We start from the raw sequence: 15818 nt of genomic DNA, 5'->3' as shown, positions 1-15818 counted from the left end.
CTTAATGATAAAGACTTGGTCGGCGATCCTTAAACACCGGAATCGGCCCCCGAACCTGTGCTAACTGCGCTAAGTCAATTTTCGCATAACTTACTTGTTCAACTTCTCCTGCATCATGGATAATCTGCCCAAGCGGATCTATTACTAACGAATGACCATTAAAGCTATTCTCTAAATCCGTCCCAACACGATTGACCGCGACTACAAAGGCTTGATTTTCAATTGCCCGTGACTGAAGCATTATTTTCCATTGTTTAATCCGTTTGCTTGGCCATTCTGCCGAAAAATATAAGATATCAGTTCCATAACGAGCGACTGTTCTAATCCATTCAGGGAATCGCAAATCATAACAAATAAAACTTGCACTCGGAACCCCGGCTAATTCAAAGTGATTTTCTTTTTGCCCGGCTTTTAGATATCGGTCTTCATTCATTAGTCCAAATAAATGCACCTTCTCGTAACTGCTAATTAGATTTTCCTTTTGATCATAAACATAGGTTGTATTGAAAAAAGATTGTCCACATCTCACCGCTACTGAACCACCGACAATGTTAATTTGATTTTCTAACGCTAACTCACTAAGAAATTTTTGTGTCTTTTGACCGTTTTCATCTGCCAAGTCTGATAATTGATCTAAGGCATAGCCAGTATTCCACATCTCCGGCAAGACAACGATATCTGCATGGTGACTAGCAGCTTCTTCAATTGCTTGTTTAGCTTTTTGATAATTTTCGGCAGGATTTCCTAATTGAATATCAAGTTGAGCTAATGCAATTTTGCGTTTCATCACTTTCACCTCCATAAAAAATACCCGTCCTTAACTTAAATAAGGACGAGTATTTTCGTGGTGCCACCTTAATTTACTATCCACTCACATGAATAGCCTCAGGAAGTTCATAATAAACTTCGATACTTGATAACGGATATCAGCCGACAAGTGCTTAGTTTTTTCCTCACACTTGTTGTATTTTTTAAGACCATCTTCAAAGCAATTTGTAATTTTCTTCCACCACCCGAAAACTCTCTTAATACTACATTGCTTTTACTCTTCTTAAACGACTAATATTTAATTGTTGCCCGTATTCTAATTTATTTTTAATTATTTGTCAATTCATTTTTTATCGAATCTCAAAAATAATTAGTCTTGACAAAAGCTTAGTCTTCCAATTAAAATTTTAATTGTAGATAAAAGTAGGTCAGTTCAGGAACGATAGCCATCGACTGCAAGCTATCGCCAGTACCGAAGCCCTGCTACAACTTTAATATATTCTAATAATAAAATAATTTAAAAGTGTAAAGTGCGTCTTTAAACGAGAATGGTACCGCCATAATTGGTGTCTCGGTTAAGGGCGCTTTTTGTTTTCTGAAAGGATTTTCTATGACTCATAAAATACAAAAAGTAGTTGTTAAGATTGGTACGAGTAGCCTTGTTCTTCCTAATGGAAAAATTAATTTACGAACAATCGACTAACTCTCATTTGTCCTTGCGACATTAAACAATCAAGGATACCAACTTATTCTTGTTTCCTCGGGAGCAATTGGCGTTGGTCTTGCAAGTTTGGGATTAACAGATCGTCCCGCCGAAATAGCACAACAGCAAACCTTAGCATCTATCGGTCAGGCTGCTTTAATGCGAATCTATTCGCAACGATTTTTAGACTATCAAACGCACGTCGCCCAACTTCTCCTTACCCGTGATGTGCTCACTTATCCTATCAGTCGCCAGCATACGCTTAATACAATTAATGCTTTACTTCAGCAAAATGTGATTCCAATCGTTAACGAAAATGACCCCGTGTCAGTTGATGAGCTTGATCATTACACTACTTTCAGTGACAATGATGAACTCTCTTCCCAGGTAGCTATTGCCATTGATGCTGACGAGTTAATCATTCTTTCGGATATCGATGCCCTTTATGACAAAGATCCGCATAAATTTTCTGACGCACAAATCATTAAAGAAGTTCCATTCCTAACGCCGGAAATAGAGAACGTCGCAAGCGGTAGCAGCACTAGGTTTGGAACAGGAGGAATGGTAACTAAATTACGGGCAGCTGCCACAATGATGCAAGCAGGTAAACAAATGATTCTATGCAATGGTCGTGACCCTAAAATTCTTTTTGATATTTTTGATGGTCATACTATTGGTACTCATTTTGGAAAATAGGAGTGATGATAATGAACCAAGATTTAATTACAATTGGAAAAAGAGCCCAAATCGCTGCAAACAAACTAGCTTTAATGAACACTGCCACCAAAAATAAGGCATTGCTTCAATTGGCAGATGATTTAATCAAAAATAAAAACTAAATTATCGCTGCCAACCAACAAGACTTGGCCGCCGCTACCCAGATGCCAACTAAATTTACGGATCGTTTAATGGTCAATTCCCAACGTATCGCGGACATGGCTAATGGTCTCCGAACAATCGCCGACTTGAACGATCCCACTTCCCAAATCGATAAGGGATGGATTACCAAAGATGGGTTGCAAATCCTTCAACGGCGCGTACCATTAGGGGTAATTGGCATTATCTTTGAAGCACGACCAAACGTAACTGTAGACGCGACCGGCCTCACATTCAAGAGTGGCAATGCAGTTATTCTACGGGGCGGAAAAGAAGCGATCCAGACTAATACTGCCTTAGTAAAAATTCTTCGCGAATCATTACAAAGTCAACATTTACCGGTCGATGCGGTTCAGCTTATTACCGACACTAGTCATGCGATTGCTGATGAAATGATGAATCTCACTGACTACATTGATGTCTTGATTCCACGAGGCGGCTGGGCCCTTATTCAGCGGGTTGTAACAACAGCTACGGTTCCAGTTATCGAAACTGGTGCGGGTAATTGCCACATTTATATTGATAAGGATGCTGACCTAACAATGGCGACCAATATTACTGTAAATGCAAAAGTACAACGGCCTTCTGTATGCAATGCCGCTGAAAAATTACTTATCCACCGCGATATTGCCGCTGAATTTCTTCCTGTTATTGCCAAAGCTTTAATGGAACATGGCGTCCAATTACGCGGTGATGAAATGGCGTGCCAATTAGTATCAACTATCCGTCCCGTTACTGAGGAAGACTGGGAGACAGAATATAATGATTTAATTATGGCCGCAAAAATTGTTGATTCCCTTGATGATGCAATTAACCATATTAATCACCACAGTACTCACCATTCAGAATCAATTATTACAAACAACATTACCCGGGGACGCTGCTTCCAACAAGCCATTAATTCTGCCTGTGTTTATGTTAATGCCTCTACGCGGTTTACTGATGGGGGAGAATTTGGCTTTGGCGCTGAAATTGGTATCAGTACCCAAAAACTCCACGCCCGGGGACCAATGGGATTACAACAATTAACAACAATCAAATATGAAATTACCGGTAATGGGCAAGTTCGGAAATAATTTAGGAGGTTTTTTAGATGAAAATTACAATTATTGGTGTCGGAAATATGGGAAGCGCAATTATGAAGGGATTAAGTCGTACGCAAAATTTTACCCTCAGTGCGATGAACCCTGTTAATTCACGTGTTACAAGCTTTGCTAAGAAGCTCGGGTTTAAACTCGTTAATACAAACAGTGAAGTAGTTAACCTTACACCCGATATCGTAATTTTGACCACCCCGGCCCCTATTACAACCGTAGTCGCTAAAGAATTAGCCGTCCTTAACGATCACACTATTTTTATCTCTGCCGCTGCTGGAATTACTCACGAAGACTTAGCCAAAGTGCTTCCGAATAAAGAAATTATTAATATTATTCCCAACACACCAGTTGAAGTTAATGCCGGCACAATTGGTCTTGCCTTGCCAACCGGAATTTCTGCTGAAGCAATTTCAAAAGTAATGACTGTTTTAGATAGTCTTGGTGATGTCATCGAAGTTCCAGAACGACAACTAGATATAATTGGTGTTATCGGCGGCTGTGGCCCTGCATTTGTTGATGTGATGATGGACGCAATGAGCGATGCCGCCGTCAAGCATGGCCTCGATCGTCAAACTGCATATGAAGTTATTGCTAGTATGATAAAAGGTACGGGGAAACTAGCCTATGATAGCAAGCTTGCTCCAGCATTATTACGTGATCAAGTAACATCACCAGCAGGTACAACAATCAAAGGCGTGGAAGCATTGGAGAAAAATGGTTTCCGTTACGCCATGATGGATGCCATTGACAAAGCAAATGGTGAATCATAAACGCAAAAAAAGACCGCGGTTACATCCATACAGCGCAGTACAATAATGGCCTCCAGCGTCCGGTTTTACCGAACACTGGAGGCCATCATTGCTTATGAGAGTTGTGTTTATAATTATTTATTCTGAATTCGATCAAACATCAATCCCGGTACTGCATTCAAATCTAATCCTGCACGGTCGCCATGCTTGTAGTTAACATAACCAGCAGCCCCAATCATTGCAGCATTATCACCACATAATTTCAACGGTGCTTGCAGCATCGGTACATCAGGATGAAATTTCTTCATGTCATGATCTAAACGAGCACGGAGACCATGATTTGCAGCGACTCCACCAGCTAAAATCAGTTGCTTTACTGGGTAATCATCTAACGCCCGCATTGTTTTTTCGGCAAGCACGTCAATGACACTTTGTTGGAAACTGGCTGCAAGATCATATTTATCTAATTTTTCCCCACGTTGGTCTGCATTATGAACTGTATTGATGAAGGCGCTCTTCAGCCCACTAAAGCTAAAGTCATAATTATCTTCTTTTTCCATTGCTCGTGGGAAATTAAAAGTGTCCTTACCCTTAGCCGCCCATTCATCAATCGTTTTTCCTGCCGGGTAATTGACTCCCAACACGCGACCAATTTTATCATAAGCTTCACCGGCAGCATCATCACGTGTTTCACCGATAATTTGGTATTCATGTTCAGATGGCATATAAACTAATTCCGTATGTCCACCGGAAACTAACAATGCCATTTGTGGATATTTGAATTCCCCAACATAGCGTGCAGCATAGATATGACCTGCCATGTGGTTAACCGGAATTAACGGAAGGTTATGAGCCCATGCGATGGCCTTTGCTGCTGTCACACCAATTAATAATGACCCGACTAATCCTGGACCGTATGTTACTGCAACAGCATCTAGGTCATCATAGCCTACATCCGCTTGCTCTAAAGCTTCATTTGTACACTTGGTAATTTGTTCAATATGATGTCGACTAGCTACTTCTGGTACTACTCCATCAAAACGTTGATGGCTATCGATTTGCGTTGCAACAATATTGGAAAGGATTTTAGTTCCATTTTCAATTACGGCAACACTTGTTTCATCACAGCTTGATTCAAACGCTAAGGTTAATGTGCGTTCTGTCATAATAAAATACTTTCACCTCTACCTAAGTAAGTTTGCTTGCATATCCACGGCATCTTCGTGATTATCTAAGTAATAATGTGGTTTAATATGCTGATTACGAAAGCCTAAACTTTCATATAAGCGACGAGCTGATACGTTATGCACTCGTACTTCTAAACTCAGCGAATGTAATTTTAAGTGCCGGGCATAGTTTTTGGCAGTTGAAATAAGATACGTTCCAATTCCTTTATTTTGGTAACTTGGTGTAATGCCAATATTCGTAATATGCAAATCATAATGGTACCAATCAATGGCTGTTCCCATAAAGCCAACAATCTGCTGGTCATCCTCAACAACTAAATATAGTCGATCACACGGCCGTTGGAGTTCAATGCGGAAAGCAGCATAACTCCATGGTGCTTTTCCATAGATTCTTTCTTCAATTTCTACCAAGGTTTGAATATCTTGTTCCTTTGCCATCCGGACCATGTATTGATGACCAGATATCATTACTATTCGTCGTGTAAAGTCAAGGATCGGTCGTTTAGTAGGATTGGTCGTATTGATAAACCATTCTTTAAACTTCTCGAACATAATTTTTTCTTTTTTCTCCAGGATGAAGTTTTTGCCAAGTAGCCTCTGCTTCAGTAATTCGTAAATAATGCGGAACAAAGGGGTCAATCTCTTTAACTGGTTCCTTCATTTTACCTGCAAGAGCTAATTGATAAGTTGACGGAATACTATAAGATCGTGGCAAAAGGGTCACATTAGCTGGTAATTGATCATATTTGGCTTGAATTTTATCAGTCATATGACCTACCAAAACAACTTGTTGATCTGATTTTGCAAGTTGATTAAGCAAAACATCAATCCCTAGATGTTGATCTTCTATTTTATTTACTAACTCGCCATTTTCCCACTGGTAAGCACCAGCAAATACATTTCCTCGTCGTGCATCAAAGAAAGGAACAATAATTGCTGATGATGTTGGAACTACATTACGTGCTAATACTGCTAAACTTGATACGCCAACTAAGTCAATCTTTTCTGTATCAGCCAATACTTTAGCGGTTGTAACTGCAATTCGTACTCCTGTATAAGATCCTGGTCCCTGTGCAACCACTACCCGATCAATATCTGTTGGCTGCCACTGAACTAACTCAAATAACTTACTAATTACCGGCATTAAATAAATACTATGATTGCGAACCATATTAAGGGTCGTCGTTGCCAACAATTGCTCATCTTCAACCAACGCTACGCTCATTGGGTGGTTGGATGTATCGACGGCTAGAATCTTCATCTTTTATCAATCCTTTCAATCATCTTACATCTTATCACACTGGATCCGCTTTGACTTCTCTTTTAATTTCTTTTGTTTATTTACGACAAAACAGGCCCCAGCAAAAGTTTTACTGAGAGCCTGTTTGTTATTTTAAAGCCGATTATTAGTCGCGATCATCATAACCCTTTGGATGAGTTGAATGCCACTTCCAAGCAGTTGCAATAATGTCGTGAACATCATCATACTTAGGACTCCATCCAAGAACATTACGAGCCTTATCACTAGCAGCAACTAATGAATCTGGATCTCCTGGACGGCGTGGTGCCATTTTAGCTGGAATAGGTTTACCAGTAACTTCTCGAGCTGCTTCTAGCATTTGCTTGTTAGAGAAGCCAGTGGATGAACCAAGGTTAAAGGCATTACTCTTGTTACCTTCCTTAAGGTACTTAATAGCAAGAATATGAGCATCTGCTAAATCCATAACATGGACATAGTCACGAACATTGGTACCATCTGGTGTGTTGTAGTCATCCCCAAAGATACTCAATTCATCACGCTTGCCTTGCGCAACTTGAAGAATGATTGGAACTAAGTGCGTTTCTGGACCGTGATCTTCACCGATCGTACCATCAGGGGCAGCCCCGGCAACATTAAAGTAACGAAGGGCAACAAACTTAATACCGTAAGCTTTATCAGCCCAAGCCATCATTTCTTCCATCATTAACTTACTCAAGCCATATGGGTTAATTGGGTTTTGTGGGTCCGTTTCCTTAATTGGCATGTGTTCTGGAACCCCATAAGTAGCAGCGGTTGAACTGAAGACAATATACTTAATATCATGATCATGCATTGCTTCAAGCAAAGTAATCATTCCGCCAGTATTGTTATCAAAGTACTTCAATGGCTTACTCATTGATTCAGGTACAATTGAGAAAGCAGCAAAGTGAACAACTGCAGTAATATCTTCATTGTCAAAAATCTTATCTAAGAATTGACGATCACGAATGTCACCCTCATAAAACTTAGCCTTGGGATTAATCGCATCCCGGTGACCCGTCGATAAGTTATCAGCAACTACTACATCTTCACCATTTTCAATAAGATCTTTTACCATATGGGAACCGATATATCCGGCACCACCAGCAACTAAAATTGACATCTTGTTTCCTCCTTGCTCCAACTAAAGCTTTCATAGTGATTGTAGCACAATTTTACTGTTTCTAATTAGTAAAATTTAGTAAAAAGAAGTAAAAATTTTAGCGGATAATTTTATAGCGAGGATTTTAATTGATCAAAATTAATTTGCTGCTCAAGGTACTTAAATAATAAACCTTCTCTTAATCCACTATTACTAAAGCAAATCTCATTAATTGATAATTGCCGGACAAGAGAGATAAGGGGGAGAAGTCCTCCAACAATTACATCCGCTCGCACTTTCGTAATTCCACGGATTCCTGCTCGCGTCTGGCGATCCGTTTCTAATAGCTGCCGCATAATCAAAAAGGCTTCTTCTGAACGCATTGTTAGCCCATGAACTGGTCTGACTTCATCAGGATTAAGAGCTTGTTGCCACCGATATACCTTTGCTAATGCACGGTTACATCCCCCGAGTGCCACAATTTTTGTCTCCCGCATCCGATTTAGCCATAATTGTTGAGAAAGAACTTCATCAATTTTAATCATGGCATCAAATAAATCAGCTGGATTAATTTGATCTTCAAGATGGTAGGTTTGCGAAATGCTAACTGAACCGATCGGAATACTAATCGCTTCTTCTGCTTCCCCATTATTCACCGAGATTAATTCCATACTTGCTCCTCCAGTATCAACAATTATTCCCTTATCAATTGGAAGAGTCTGATTAACACCAACATAGTCAAGATATGCTTCTCGTTCTCCACTAATTACATGAATTTCAAAGCCCGTTTCTTGCTTGAACCTTTCAAGAAATTGCAGTTGATTTTGTGCTTGACGAACCGCAGCAGTCGCCACCGCAATAATTGTCAATTTCTTATTACGGTATCGATCACAAATTGTTCGAAATTCTTTTAGGGCATCAATAGTCCGCTTTACAGGAGCTGACTTCAACATTTTTTCTGGCCCCATATTAGAAGCGAGGCGAACATATCTTTTTTCATATTGAACCGTTTCAAAGCTCCCGTTATCTTGAATTTTTGTTATTTTAAGCCGAACTGAATTTGAACCTAAATCAAGAATTGCAAGGTACTGCTCATTGCTCATAAATTACTCATCCTTTCGCTCATCTAAATGAAGATTGGGAACATGGCGAGTTAAAGTTTCAAAAACAGAAGAAAAATGTTTTTTTGCTTTCTTCTCCTTTTTCTCACGCGCATTCAATTTCATTGCTTGTTTAACAAAGTATTCTTGTGAACTGAATGGTGCGACATCACCACGATCAATCCGTTCGTAATGATCTCCTACTAACCGTCGAGCCTTGATATTATCTTTCCACATAACGTCAAAAATATGAATTGCATGAGCTTTTGTGTCTGGCTGGGTAACGGGATACAATTCTTCAACTCGTCGATTAAGATTTCTCGTCATCATATCGGCACTTGCGAGGTAGACTTCCTCATGACCATTACTCTTAAAGTAGTAGATCCGGGAGTGTTCAAGGAAACGCCCAATAATCGAATGAACCTCAATATTCCCATGCAATTCTGGCAAATCGTTCCTTAAACAGGTAATGCCTCGAATTAATAACTCAACCTTAACTCCACTAGCAGCAGCAGCGTATAGGCGGGCAATGATTTGCTTGTCAGACAAGGAATTCATCTTCATCCGAATTAACGTAGGATTACCATTTTTGGCATTTTCAATTTGCTCATCAATTTTGGCATTAATAAATGTCCGAATCCCATCAGGAGATACCCGTAATTCATTGAAATAAGCTGGCCGTGCAAATCCTGACAGCATATTAAACAGGTTTGTCATATCGATGCCCAGCTCATGGTCACAAGTAAATAATCCCATATCAGTGTAAAAATGAGCTGTTACATCATTATAGTTCCCAGTTCCTAGGTGCATATAACGCCGCAGCCCATCTTCATCGCGACGGATAACCAAAGCAACTTTACAGTGCGTTTTAAGGCCAACTAAACCGTAAATAACGTGGCACCCCATCTGTTCAAGCCGTTGTGCCCACCGAACGTTATTTTGTTCATCAAACCGCGCTTTAACTTCAACTAAAACCGTTACTTGCTTACCCTGTTGCGCGGCCATTCCGAGATACTTAATAATCGATGAATTACCAGAGACCCGATAAAGAGTCATCTTGATTGCCAAAACATCTGGATCAATGGCTGCTTGATGAATAAAGTTGACCACGGCTTGAAAATTATCATAAGGATGCTGCATTAGGTAATCCTTTTGGCGAATTGAAGAAAAAATATTATGATCCATATCTAACGCTGGGTTGAGGTATGGCTTATATGGTGGATAGCGCAAGTCATCATGACCATCAACCATCCCCGATAATTTTTTTAAGAAAGTTAAATCGACGGGACCATCTACTTCATACAGTGACCGTTCACTTACATGCAGATTATCAATTAATTGATCTTTTAACCATTCATCGATAGAAGCAGGAACTTCTAGGCGCATCACCTGTCCATGCTCTCGTTCCCGCAATTGCCGTTTGACTGCCCGGAGCAAATCAGACGTATCTTCTTCAGCCACATCTAAGTCCATATCCCGCATAACTCGATATGACGCTGTAGCTAAGATCTCGTATCCTGGAAAAAGCGCGCTCAGAAATTCAGTAATGATTTCATCAATCAAAATGAAGCTATTTTCTCCTGGTAACCGAACTAACCGCTTATAAATTTCTGGAACACGGACTGTTGCAAATTTGATATCTGCTTCTTGACGATCATCATGTGGTTCCATTTGTGGACGATGAACTTCTTGATCTCCCTCTAGAATTTCCTCTGCAACTGGTTCACTTGTTGAACGGATTTGACGCCGTAGCTGAACAGCAATATTTAAAGAATTATTGGAGATAAAAGGAAAAGGACGTGAGGCATCATCTGCCATGGGAGTCAAAACTGGCATCAGCTCATCATTAAAGTACCGACGAATAAATTCATATTGCTTCTCGTCAAGTTTGGGGACATGGAGAATATGAATATTATTTTTAGCAAGGTCCGGGATGATTTGCTGATTATAAACTTCATACCGTTGCTTAACCATCCGGTGTTCTTTTTCATTTACTGCATCCAACTGCTCTTCTGGAGTCAGACCAGACGCATCAGTAGTAGTAACATTGGCAGCAGCAAGCTTATGAAGCGATGCAACCCGCACCATAAAGAATTCATCAACATTGCTTTGAGTAATTCCCAAGAAGTTAGCACGTTCTAACAAAGGATTAGCAGTATCAGTTGCCTCTCCCAGTACTCGGCCATTAAAGTCAATCCAACTCAATTCTCGATTAACATAATTCTGCGGCTTATAAAACTCCTTATACATCTTAATGATCGCTCCTCTCAGTTAAGACCGGTTCAATTCCGTATACATCCTTAAATAGTTGTGATTTTTTACTAAAAGACCACTTTTCAAGAACAAGGTCATCATTGGCTATTGCTTTAATGATTAAGCGGCTATCTCCTACCAGCTTCAATCTAATACTTGAAATTTTTTGCAGCCGCGAATCATCTAATGCATCCACCAATCGTAAAATAGCAGCTAATTTTGCTACTGGCATCTGGATCTCATCATCGAGATGGCGGTAATGAGCTTGACTAATATCTGGAGACTCTGCACTATGATATCTTGCCACTTCAGCAATAATCCGATTATCTTTATCTGAAAGCCCAATTAGAGGATTAGCCTCCATAATATAAGCAGAGTGGCGGTAGTGTCCCCGTTGATTAATAAAATTACCAATGTCATCAATTCTACTAGCAATTTCTAATAATAATCGCTCATGCTGACCAAGACGATGAATTGGGCGCAATTGATCAAAGAGTTGGAGTGAAAAGCGCGTTACAAAATCCCGATGAGCTGAATCAACACCGTATCGTGAAGAAATATTGTCGGCAGCTGTTCTGATCATTTCATTAATTTGCCGTCTCGTTTTAGGATTATCAACCCCAATTCCATGGGAAATCCCATCCATCGTTGAAATATCAGTTACGTAAAGGCCTGCTGGTTGAATTAAGCGCACTGTTCGCGCCATTACTAAATAATTTGGTAATAATAATTCAAATTGTTGGTCATCAATCTGAATATTTTTCATTAAGCCATCTTTTACTGGCGATAAAATCTTTTGGTAATCATCATGAAATTTATTTAGGGGAACTTCCGCGATTTGCTGATCATTTGGCAAAAATAATTTATTGAGTGAGAGGGCATTTTGCACCATCATTACTGTATGCTTTTTCTTTGTCAGTTCTGGTGTTAAGTATTCTAATTTACTACTGATATAATCTTGGATAATTTCAGTTGGATTGGTAGCAGTTTTTCGGAGACGCCCCACCAACTGACTGATTTTTGCATTACCAAGATCAATATCCCATGCCCGTTCAAAGCTTCCATGGTGAAAATAAGCTAAGGTAGTCGAGCTAAGACCGATACTTAGAAGATACATATTGTGTTTACTAAGTTTTTCAAAATCTGGTAGCAAGGTTAAAAGATAACTCATCGACTGTGCCATTAGCTGGTTATTGTTTAACCATTCAATCTGTAATCCTGTCCGAACTTCTAACTGGTCGGCCACATACCTAGTTGCAACTGGGTCAAGGTCTTCTAAATCGCCATAAAATTTAACTGGTGTTGCCTGGTAGTCATTAATAATCTGCTTAAATCCTTCAATATTATTAACAATTGCAGTCATATTTTCCGAATAATTAGCAACTTTAGCGTTTCCGATATTTAGAAGGCCCGATCGAACATTATTTATCACTTTTAAAGTAGGTATCTCAATGATCCGTAAATTAACCTGATCGGGTTCGAGGTAAATAATCGCCGTTAAAGATCTTTTCACGTCAACTCACTCCTCATAATTACTACTATTCATAGAATACCATCTTCCTTTAAATGTCTCTACATTAAACCATTTAAGATCTTTTCGTCTAATATTTAGGACTAAAATAAAATAGCAACTAATTTCCTGCCTAGAAACCAGTCGCTATTATTCATTGATTAATTTTTAATACCATTCTATCTCAGCAATTGCATCAACTTGCTTATCAACGCCAATCTGGTGGTAAGTTACCGTTCCATCATTTGTTTGGAGCTTATTAACTTTGCTTTCCACAATTTCCCCATTGCGTACCTCTTGAAGATACTGCAAATTAAATCTTTTTATCTGATTCTCTCGTAAAAAATCACGGCCAAGAGGATCAAGAAGCCAATCAAAGTAACGCGCATTATTAACATGGTGATTAGCATCAAGTTCAAAATAACGAACTTGATAATTTTTCTTTATTACTGAAGCATTTTCATCTAATTTTTGAGGTCGTTTTAGGCGCGGAATCCTTTTCGCAACAGGAGCTTTAAACGGCTCAATTAAAGCAGGTGGAATGGATTGCATTCGCCGCGTCTTTAGATTCATAAACACAAAAATCGACCTAATTCGTGCATATTCAATCTGGTGTTCTTTATCCATTATCCAAAAATCACGAACAGCAAAAAAGCGGTTATAGGAAACAGCTTTTGTTCCTAAAATGACAGTTTCCCCAAAAGAAGGCTGCTTTGCGGAAAGGTGTCCTTCATAGCCGCTTACTACCCACGTACCGCCAGTAGCCTGTATTTCTTCGGTTCCCATTCCTAAAAACATACTGTGCTCATCGGATACCATGGAAATCATACTCAATACCATACTCAAGCTTGGATGACTTGTTTCATCACACTCATAATATGTTAGTAAGTGCGGCATTTCGAATGTTTGTGCTTCTTGCTTTAACTCCATACTTTTCTCCTACAATTGATGATATTGTTTATATAATTCCTGGCGTTTTATATTATTTTTCTTTGCCACCAGCTTAATCGCAGCATTAGTGGAAAGACCATTTAAAATTTCCTTATCAACCTGCTCTGTTAATGGTAATTCAATCTCATTATCCGTCTTCTCTGTGGGGTGTTCATTCCCTGCTACTAAAATAACGAATTCGCCTCGTGGTTGATGATCTTCAAACCAGGCAGTTACTTCAGCAAGTGTTCCCCGGGTAAACTCTTCATAGCGTTTAGTGAGTTCCCGTGCTAATACAACCCGCCGTTCACCGCCAAAAACTTCCGCCATCGTAGCTAAAGTCTTTTTTAAGCGGTGCGGAGCTTCATAAAAGATCATCGTTTCTTTACGCTCTTTCAATTGCTCCAGTGCCGTTACTTGCTGCTGGTGTTTACGCTCTAAAAAGCCAAAGAAGTAGAACGGCTGGGGAACTAACCCCGAAGCAATAAGAGCCGTCAATCCTGCATTAGCTCCCGGAAGCGGGATTACTGGCAACTCTTCTCTAACGGCTGCCGCTACCAATTCCTTGCCGGGGTCAGAAATCGAAGGCATCCCTGCATCGCTGCACTGGGCAATCGAATAACCAGCTTTTAACTTCTCAATTAATTCCGGAACACGTTGTTCAGTATTATGCTCATGAAAACTAATTTGACGAGTCGATATATCAAAATGGTTTAATAGTTGCTGAGTATGACGTGTATCTTCAGCAGCAATCAGATCCACTTCTTTTAAGGTTTTAATTGCACGGAAAGTCATATCATCTAAATTTCCAATTGGGGTTGGAACCAAATATAAACTTCCTGATTGGTGATCATTAAAACTACTAATTTGCTGCATACTATCTCCTATTTTGTCATTCCTTGTTCGTGTCCAAATATTGCATCTAAACAAAAAGTACAAGATTCATTAGGCTCAAGACGCTTACCATAGTACTCACTACAAACATGGAACCCCTGTTGGTAAAGTTCTTTTAAATTTTGCCGTGATCCCGATAATTGATTTTCACTATGGTGTGGCTGCTTTTCTTTAATCATCTGACGCAAATGCTTGTTTTCAATTGAAAGTTCCACATTTTCCTCAGAAATAGCAATAATTTTTGCCTGCAACTGCTCCATTTTATTAACCAAATCCTGAGTCTGGTTCATCACCTGCGCAAATTGTTCATAAAGATTATCTGAACTATATTCTTCACTCATCTTTTCGCCCCTAACTAATGCTTAAAACCTGCACAAGCCGAATCGTCAATTGTTCAACAATATTTTGAAAACTAATATTTTGTTCTAACATGTGACGAGTTTCCAACGTTAACTGACTAGCCGCTAACAATTGTTGAGAAGAGTATTTTCTAACTACTTTTCCCATTTCTCCTAAAATATTATTAAAGTGAAGACGGTTGGCTGCTGTAATTCCCGAATTTACCATTAGCGTATCACGCCAGATTAAGGTAATTAAGTCCAGAACTACTTGTTGTTTATCCCGGTCGGTAGCTACTTTTTGCAGAATTGTCTGAACATCAACAAAGCCTAACATCCCATTTAGCGTCGTATCTTGATACCACTGAATGACTCCTTCGATCGCACTCTCAAACCAATTATCTTCTTGCCATTGTTCAATCATTGCGACGGAATCTGTAATCCCAACAGCAATTTGTTGTTGAGATTGTGAAATATTATGTTCAGTTAAAACCGTTAACAATGCATCTCGTTTTAATGGTGGTAGTTCAATCACCTGTGTTCGTGATCGAATCGTTGGTAAGACAGCACTTTTATTAGTCGTTAGCATAAAGATATAAACGCCAGCCCCTGGTTCTTCGATAAACTTAAGAAGACTATTTGCTGCACCGTTTGTCATTTTATCAGCATCTTTAATAATAAAAATTTTCTTATTGCCTTCTACCGCACTCTTAGAAAACTCTGCTTTTAAGTGGCGAATCTCATCAACCTTTATTTGGCGACCTTTTGGAGCGGCATAGACAATGTCAGGATGGTTTCCAGATAAAATTCGCTGACACTCGGCACAGGTTAAATCTGGTTCATTGTCCTGGGGATGAAGACAAAACAACCGTAACGATAACCATTGGGCAATTGACATCTTTCCTGACCCACCTGGCCCAACAAACAGATAAGCATGAGCAAGTTCATTATTTAATAATATTTTTTGAAAACGAGTAATTATTGCTGGTTGTAATTTTTCTGCACATGTTTGTCCCTGTTCAGCCAACCATC

13 protein-coding genes, 2 pseudogenes and 1 other annotated feature are annotated in these 15818 nt (G+C 39.4%); of the genes and pseudogenes, 3 read left to right on the top strand and 12 right to left on the bottom strand.

The window, feature by feature from the left end; genetic code table 11:
- Position 1 precedes the first annotated feature (1 nt).
- Positions 2–787 carry a carbon-nitrogen family hydrolase gene (locus SH603_RS02945; protein ID WP_321534063.1) on the bottom strand — a complete coding sequence of 262 codons (786 nt, stop codon included), beginning with the start codon at positions 785–787 and terminating at the stop codon, positions 2–4.
- A gap of 38 nt (positions 788–825) precedes the next feature.
- Positions 826–1069 (bottom strand) — a binding site (T-box leader).
- 309 nt (positions 1070–1378) lie between these two features.
- Here SH603_RS02945 and proB point away from each other — a divergent pair.
- The 3 genes and pseudogenes from proB to proC all read left to right on the top strand — a co-directional run bounded on the left by proB (position 1379) and on the right by proC (position 4214).
- Positions 1379–2167: pseudogene (gene proB / locus SH603_RS02940) on the top strand (glutamate 5-kinase).
- 11 nt (positions 2168–2178) lie between these two features.
- Positions 2179–3423, top strand: a pseudogene (locus SH603_RS02935) (glutamate-5-semialdehyde dehydrogenase).
- A 17-nt stretch (positions 3424–3440) separates the two neighbouring features.
- Entirely contained in the window at positions 3441–4214 is a 774-nt protein-coding gene (gene proC / locus SH603_RS02930; protein WP_321534062.1) for a pyrroline-5-carboxylate reductase, read from the top strand.
- Between the two features lie 113 nt (positions 4215–4327).
- Here proC and tsaD read toward each other — a convergent pair whose 3' ends face one another.
- From tsaD to holB, 11 genes are all read right to left on the bottom strand, one after another.
- A complete protein-coding gene (tsaD, locus tag SH603_RS02925) occupies positions 4328–5359 on the bottom strand; it encodes a tRNA (adenosine(37)-N6)-threonylcarbamoyltransferase complex transferase subunit TsaD (RefSeq protein WP_321534061.1) in 1032 nt (343 codons plus the stop codon).
- Between the two features lie 18 nt (positions 5360–5377).
- Positions 5378–5932 carry a ribosomal protein S18-alanine N-acetyltransferase gene (rimI, locus tag SH603_RS02920; RefSeq protein WP_321534060.1) on the bottom strand — a complete coding sequence of 185 codons (555 nt, stop codon included), beginning with the start codon at positions 5930–5932 and terminating at the stop codon, positions 5378–5380.
- Complete coding sequence (gene tsaB, locus SH603_RS02915) at positions 5916–6641, bottom strand: tRNA (adenosine(37)-N6)-threonylcarbamoyltransferase complex dimerization subunit type 1 TsaB (RefSeq protein ID WP_321534059.1); 726 nt, start codon at positions 6639–6641, stop codon at positions 5916–5918. Before tsaB ends, rimI begins: the two co-directional genes overlap by 17 nt.
- A 145-nt stretch (positions 6642–6786) precedes the next feature.
- On the bottom strand, positions 6787–7782 hold the full coding sequence (galE, locus tag SH603_RS02910; RefSeq protein WP_003670504.1) for a UDP-glucose 4-epimerase GalE: 996 nt from the start codon (positions 7780–7782) through the stop codon (positions 6787–6789).
- Between the two features lie 110 nt (positions 7783–7892).
- Complete coding sequence (locus SH603_RS02905) at positions 7893–8864, bottom strand: Ppx/GppA family phosphatase (protein ID WP_169472715.1); 972 nt, start codon at positions 8862–8864, stop codon at positions 7893–7895.
- A 3-nt stretch (positions 8865–8867) separates the two neighbouring features.
- Complete coding sequence (locus tag SH603_RS02900) at positions 8868–11111, bottom strand: RNA degradosome polyphosphate kinase (RefSeq protein WP_321534058.1); 2244 nt, start codon at positions 11109–11111, stop codon at positions 8868–8870.
- Between the two features lies 1 nt (position 11112).
- Positions 11113–12627: an exopolyphosphatase gene (locus tag SH603_RS02895; RefSeq protein WP_169472713.1), complete on the bottom strand. Its 1515-nt coding sequence runs from the start codon at positions 12625–12627 to the stop codon at positions 11113–11115.
- A gap of 165 nt (positions 12628–12792) precedes the next feature.
- Positions 12793–13554 carry an acyl-[acyl-carrier-protein] thioesterase gene (locus tag SH603_RS02890; RefSeq protein WP_169471628.1) on the bottom strand — a complete coding sequence of 254 codons (762 nt, stop codon included), beginning with the start codon at positions 13552–13554 and terminating at the stop codon, positions 12793–12795.
- 9 nt (positions 13555–13563) lie between these two features.
- Entirely contained in the window at positions 13564–14430 is an 867-nt protein-coding gene (gene rsmI, locus SH603_RS02885) for a 16S rRNA (cytidine(1402)-2'-O)-methyltransferase (protein ID WP_169471627.1), read from the bottom strand.
- A gap of 8 nt (positions 14431–14438) precedes the next feature.
- Positions 14439–14789, bottom strand: coding sequence for a DNA replication initiation control protein YabA (locus tag SH603_RS02880; protein ID WP_003676322.1), 351 nt, complete (start codon positions 14787–14789; stop codon positions 14439–14441).
- A gap of 10 nt (positions 14790–14799) precedes the next feature.
- A complete protein-coding gene (gene holB / locus SH603_RS02875; protein ID WP_321534057.1) occupies positions 14800–15813 on the bottom strand; it encodes a DNA polymerase III subunit delta' in 1014 nt (337 codons plus the stop codon).
- Positions 15814–15818 lie beyond the last annotated feature (5 nt).

Source organism: Limosilactobacillus reuteri, assembly GCF_034259105.1.
GTDB classification, from domain to species: Bacteria; Bacillota; Bacilli; order Lactobacillales; family Lactobacillaceae; genus Limosilactobacillus; species Limosilactobacillus reuteri_G.
The sequence above is the reverse complement of the archived record's forward strand: the minus strand, read 5'-3'. Positions and strand labels throughout refer to the sequence as shown.

Excerpts from the sequence above, each read along its gene's own strand:
- SH603_RS02945 (WP_321534063.1), bottom strand. The coding sequence starts at position 787 with ATGAAACGCAAAATTGCATTAGCTCAACTTGATATTCAATTAGGAAAT.
- proC (WP_321534062.1), top strand. The coding sequence starts at position 3,441 with ATGAAAATTACAATTATTGGTGTCGGAAATATGGGAAGCGCAATTATG.
- tsaD (WP_321534061.1), bottom strand. The coding sequence starts at position 5,359 with ATGACAGAACGCACATTAACCTTAGCGTTTGAATCAAGCTGTGATGAA.
- rimI (WP_321534060.1), bottom strand. The coding sequence starts at position 5,932 with ATGTTCGAGAAGTTTAAAGAATGGTTTATCAATACGACCAATCCTACT.
- tsaB (WP_321534059.1), bottom strand. The coding sequence starts at position 6,641 with ATGAAGATTCTAGCCGTCGATACATCCAACCACCCAATGAGCGTAGCG.
- galE (WP_003670504.1), bottom strand. The coding sequence starts at position 7,782 with ATGTCAATTTTAGTTGCTGGTGGTGCCGGATATATCGGTTCCCATATG.
- SH603_RS02905 (WP_169472715.1), bottom strand. The coding sequence starts at position 8,864 with ATGAGCAATGAGCAGTACCTTGCAATTCTTGATTTAGGTTCAAATTCA.
- SH603_RS02900 (WP_321534058.1), bottom strand. The coding sequence starts at position 11,111 with ATGTATAAGGAGTTTTATAAGCCGCAGAATTATGTTAATCGAGAATTG.
- SH603_RS02890 (WP_169471628.1), bottom strand. The coding sequence starts at position 13,554 with ATGGAGTTAAAGCAAGAAGCACAAACATTCGAAATGCCGCACTTACTA.
- rsmI (WP_169471627.1), bottom strand. The coding sequence starts at position 14,430 with ATGCAGCAAATTAGTAGTTTTAATGATCACCAATCAGGAAGTTTATAT.
- SH603_RS02880 (WP_003676322.1), bottom strand. The coding sequence starts at position 14,789 with ATGAGTGAAGAATATAGTTCAGATAATCTTTATGAACAATTTGCGCAG.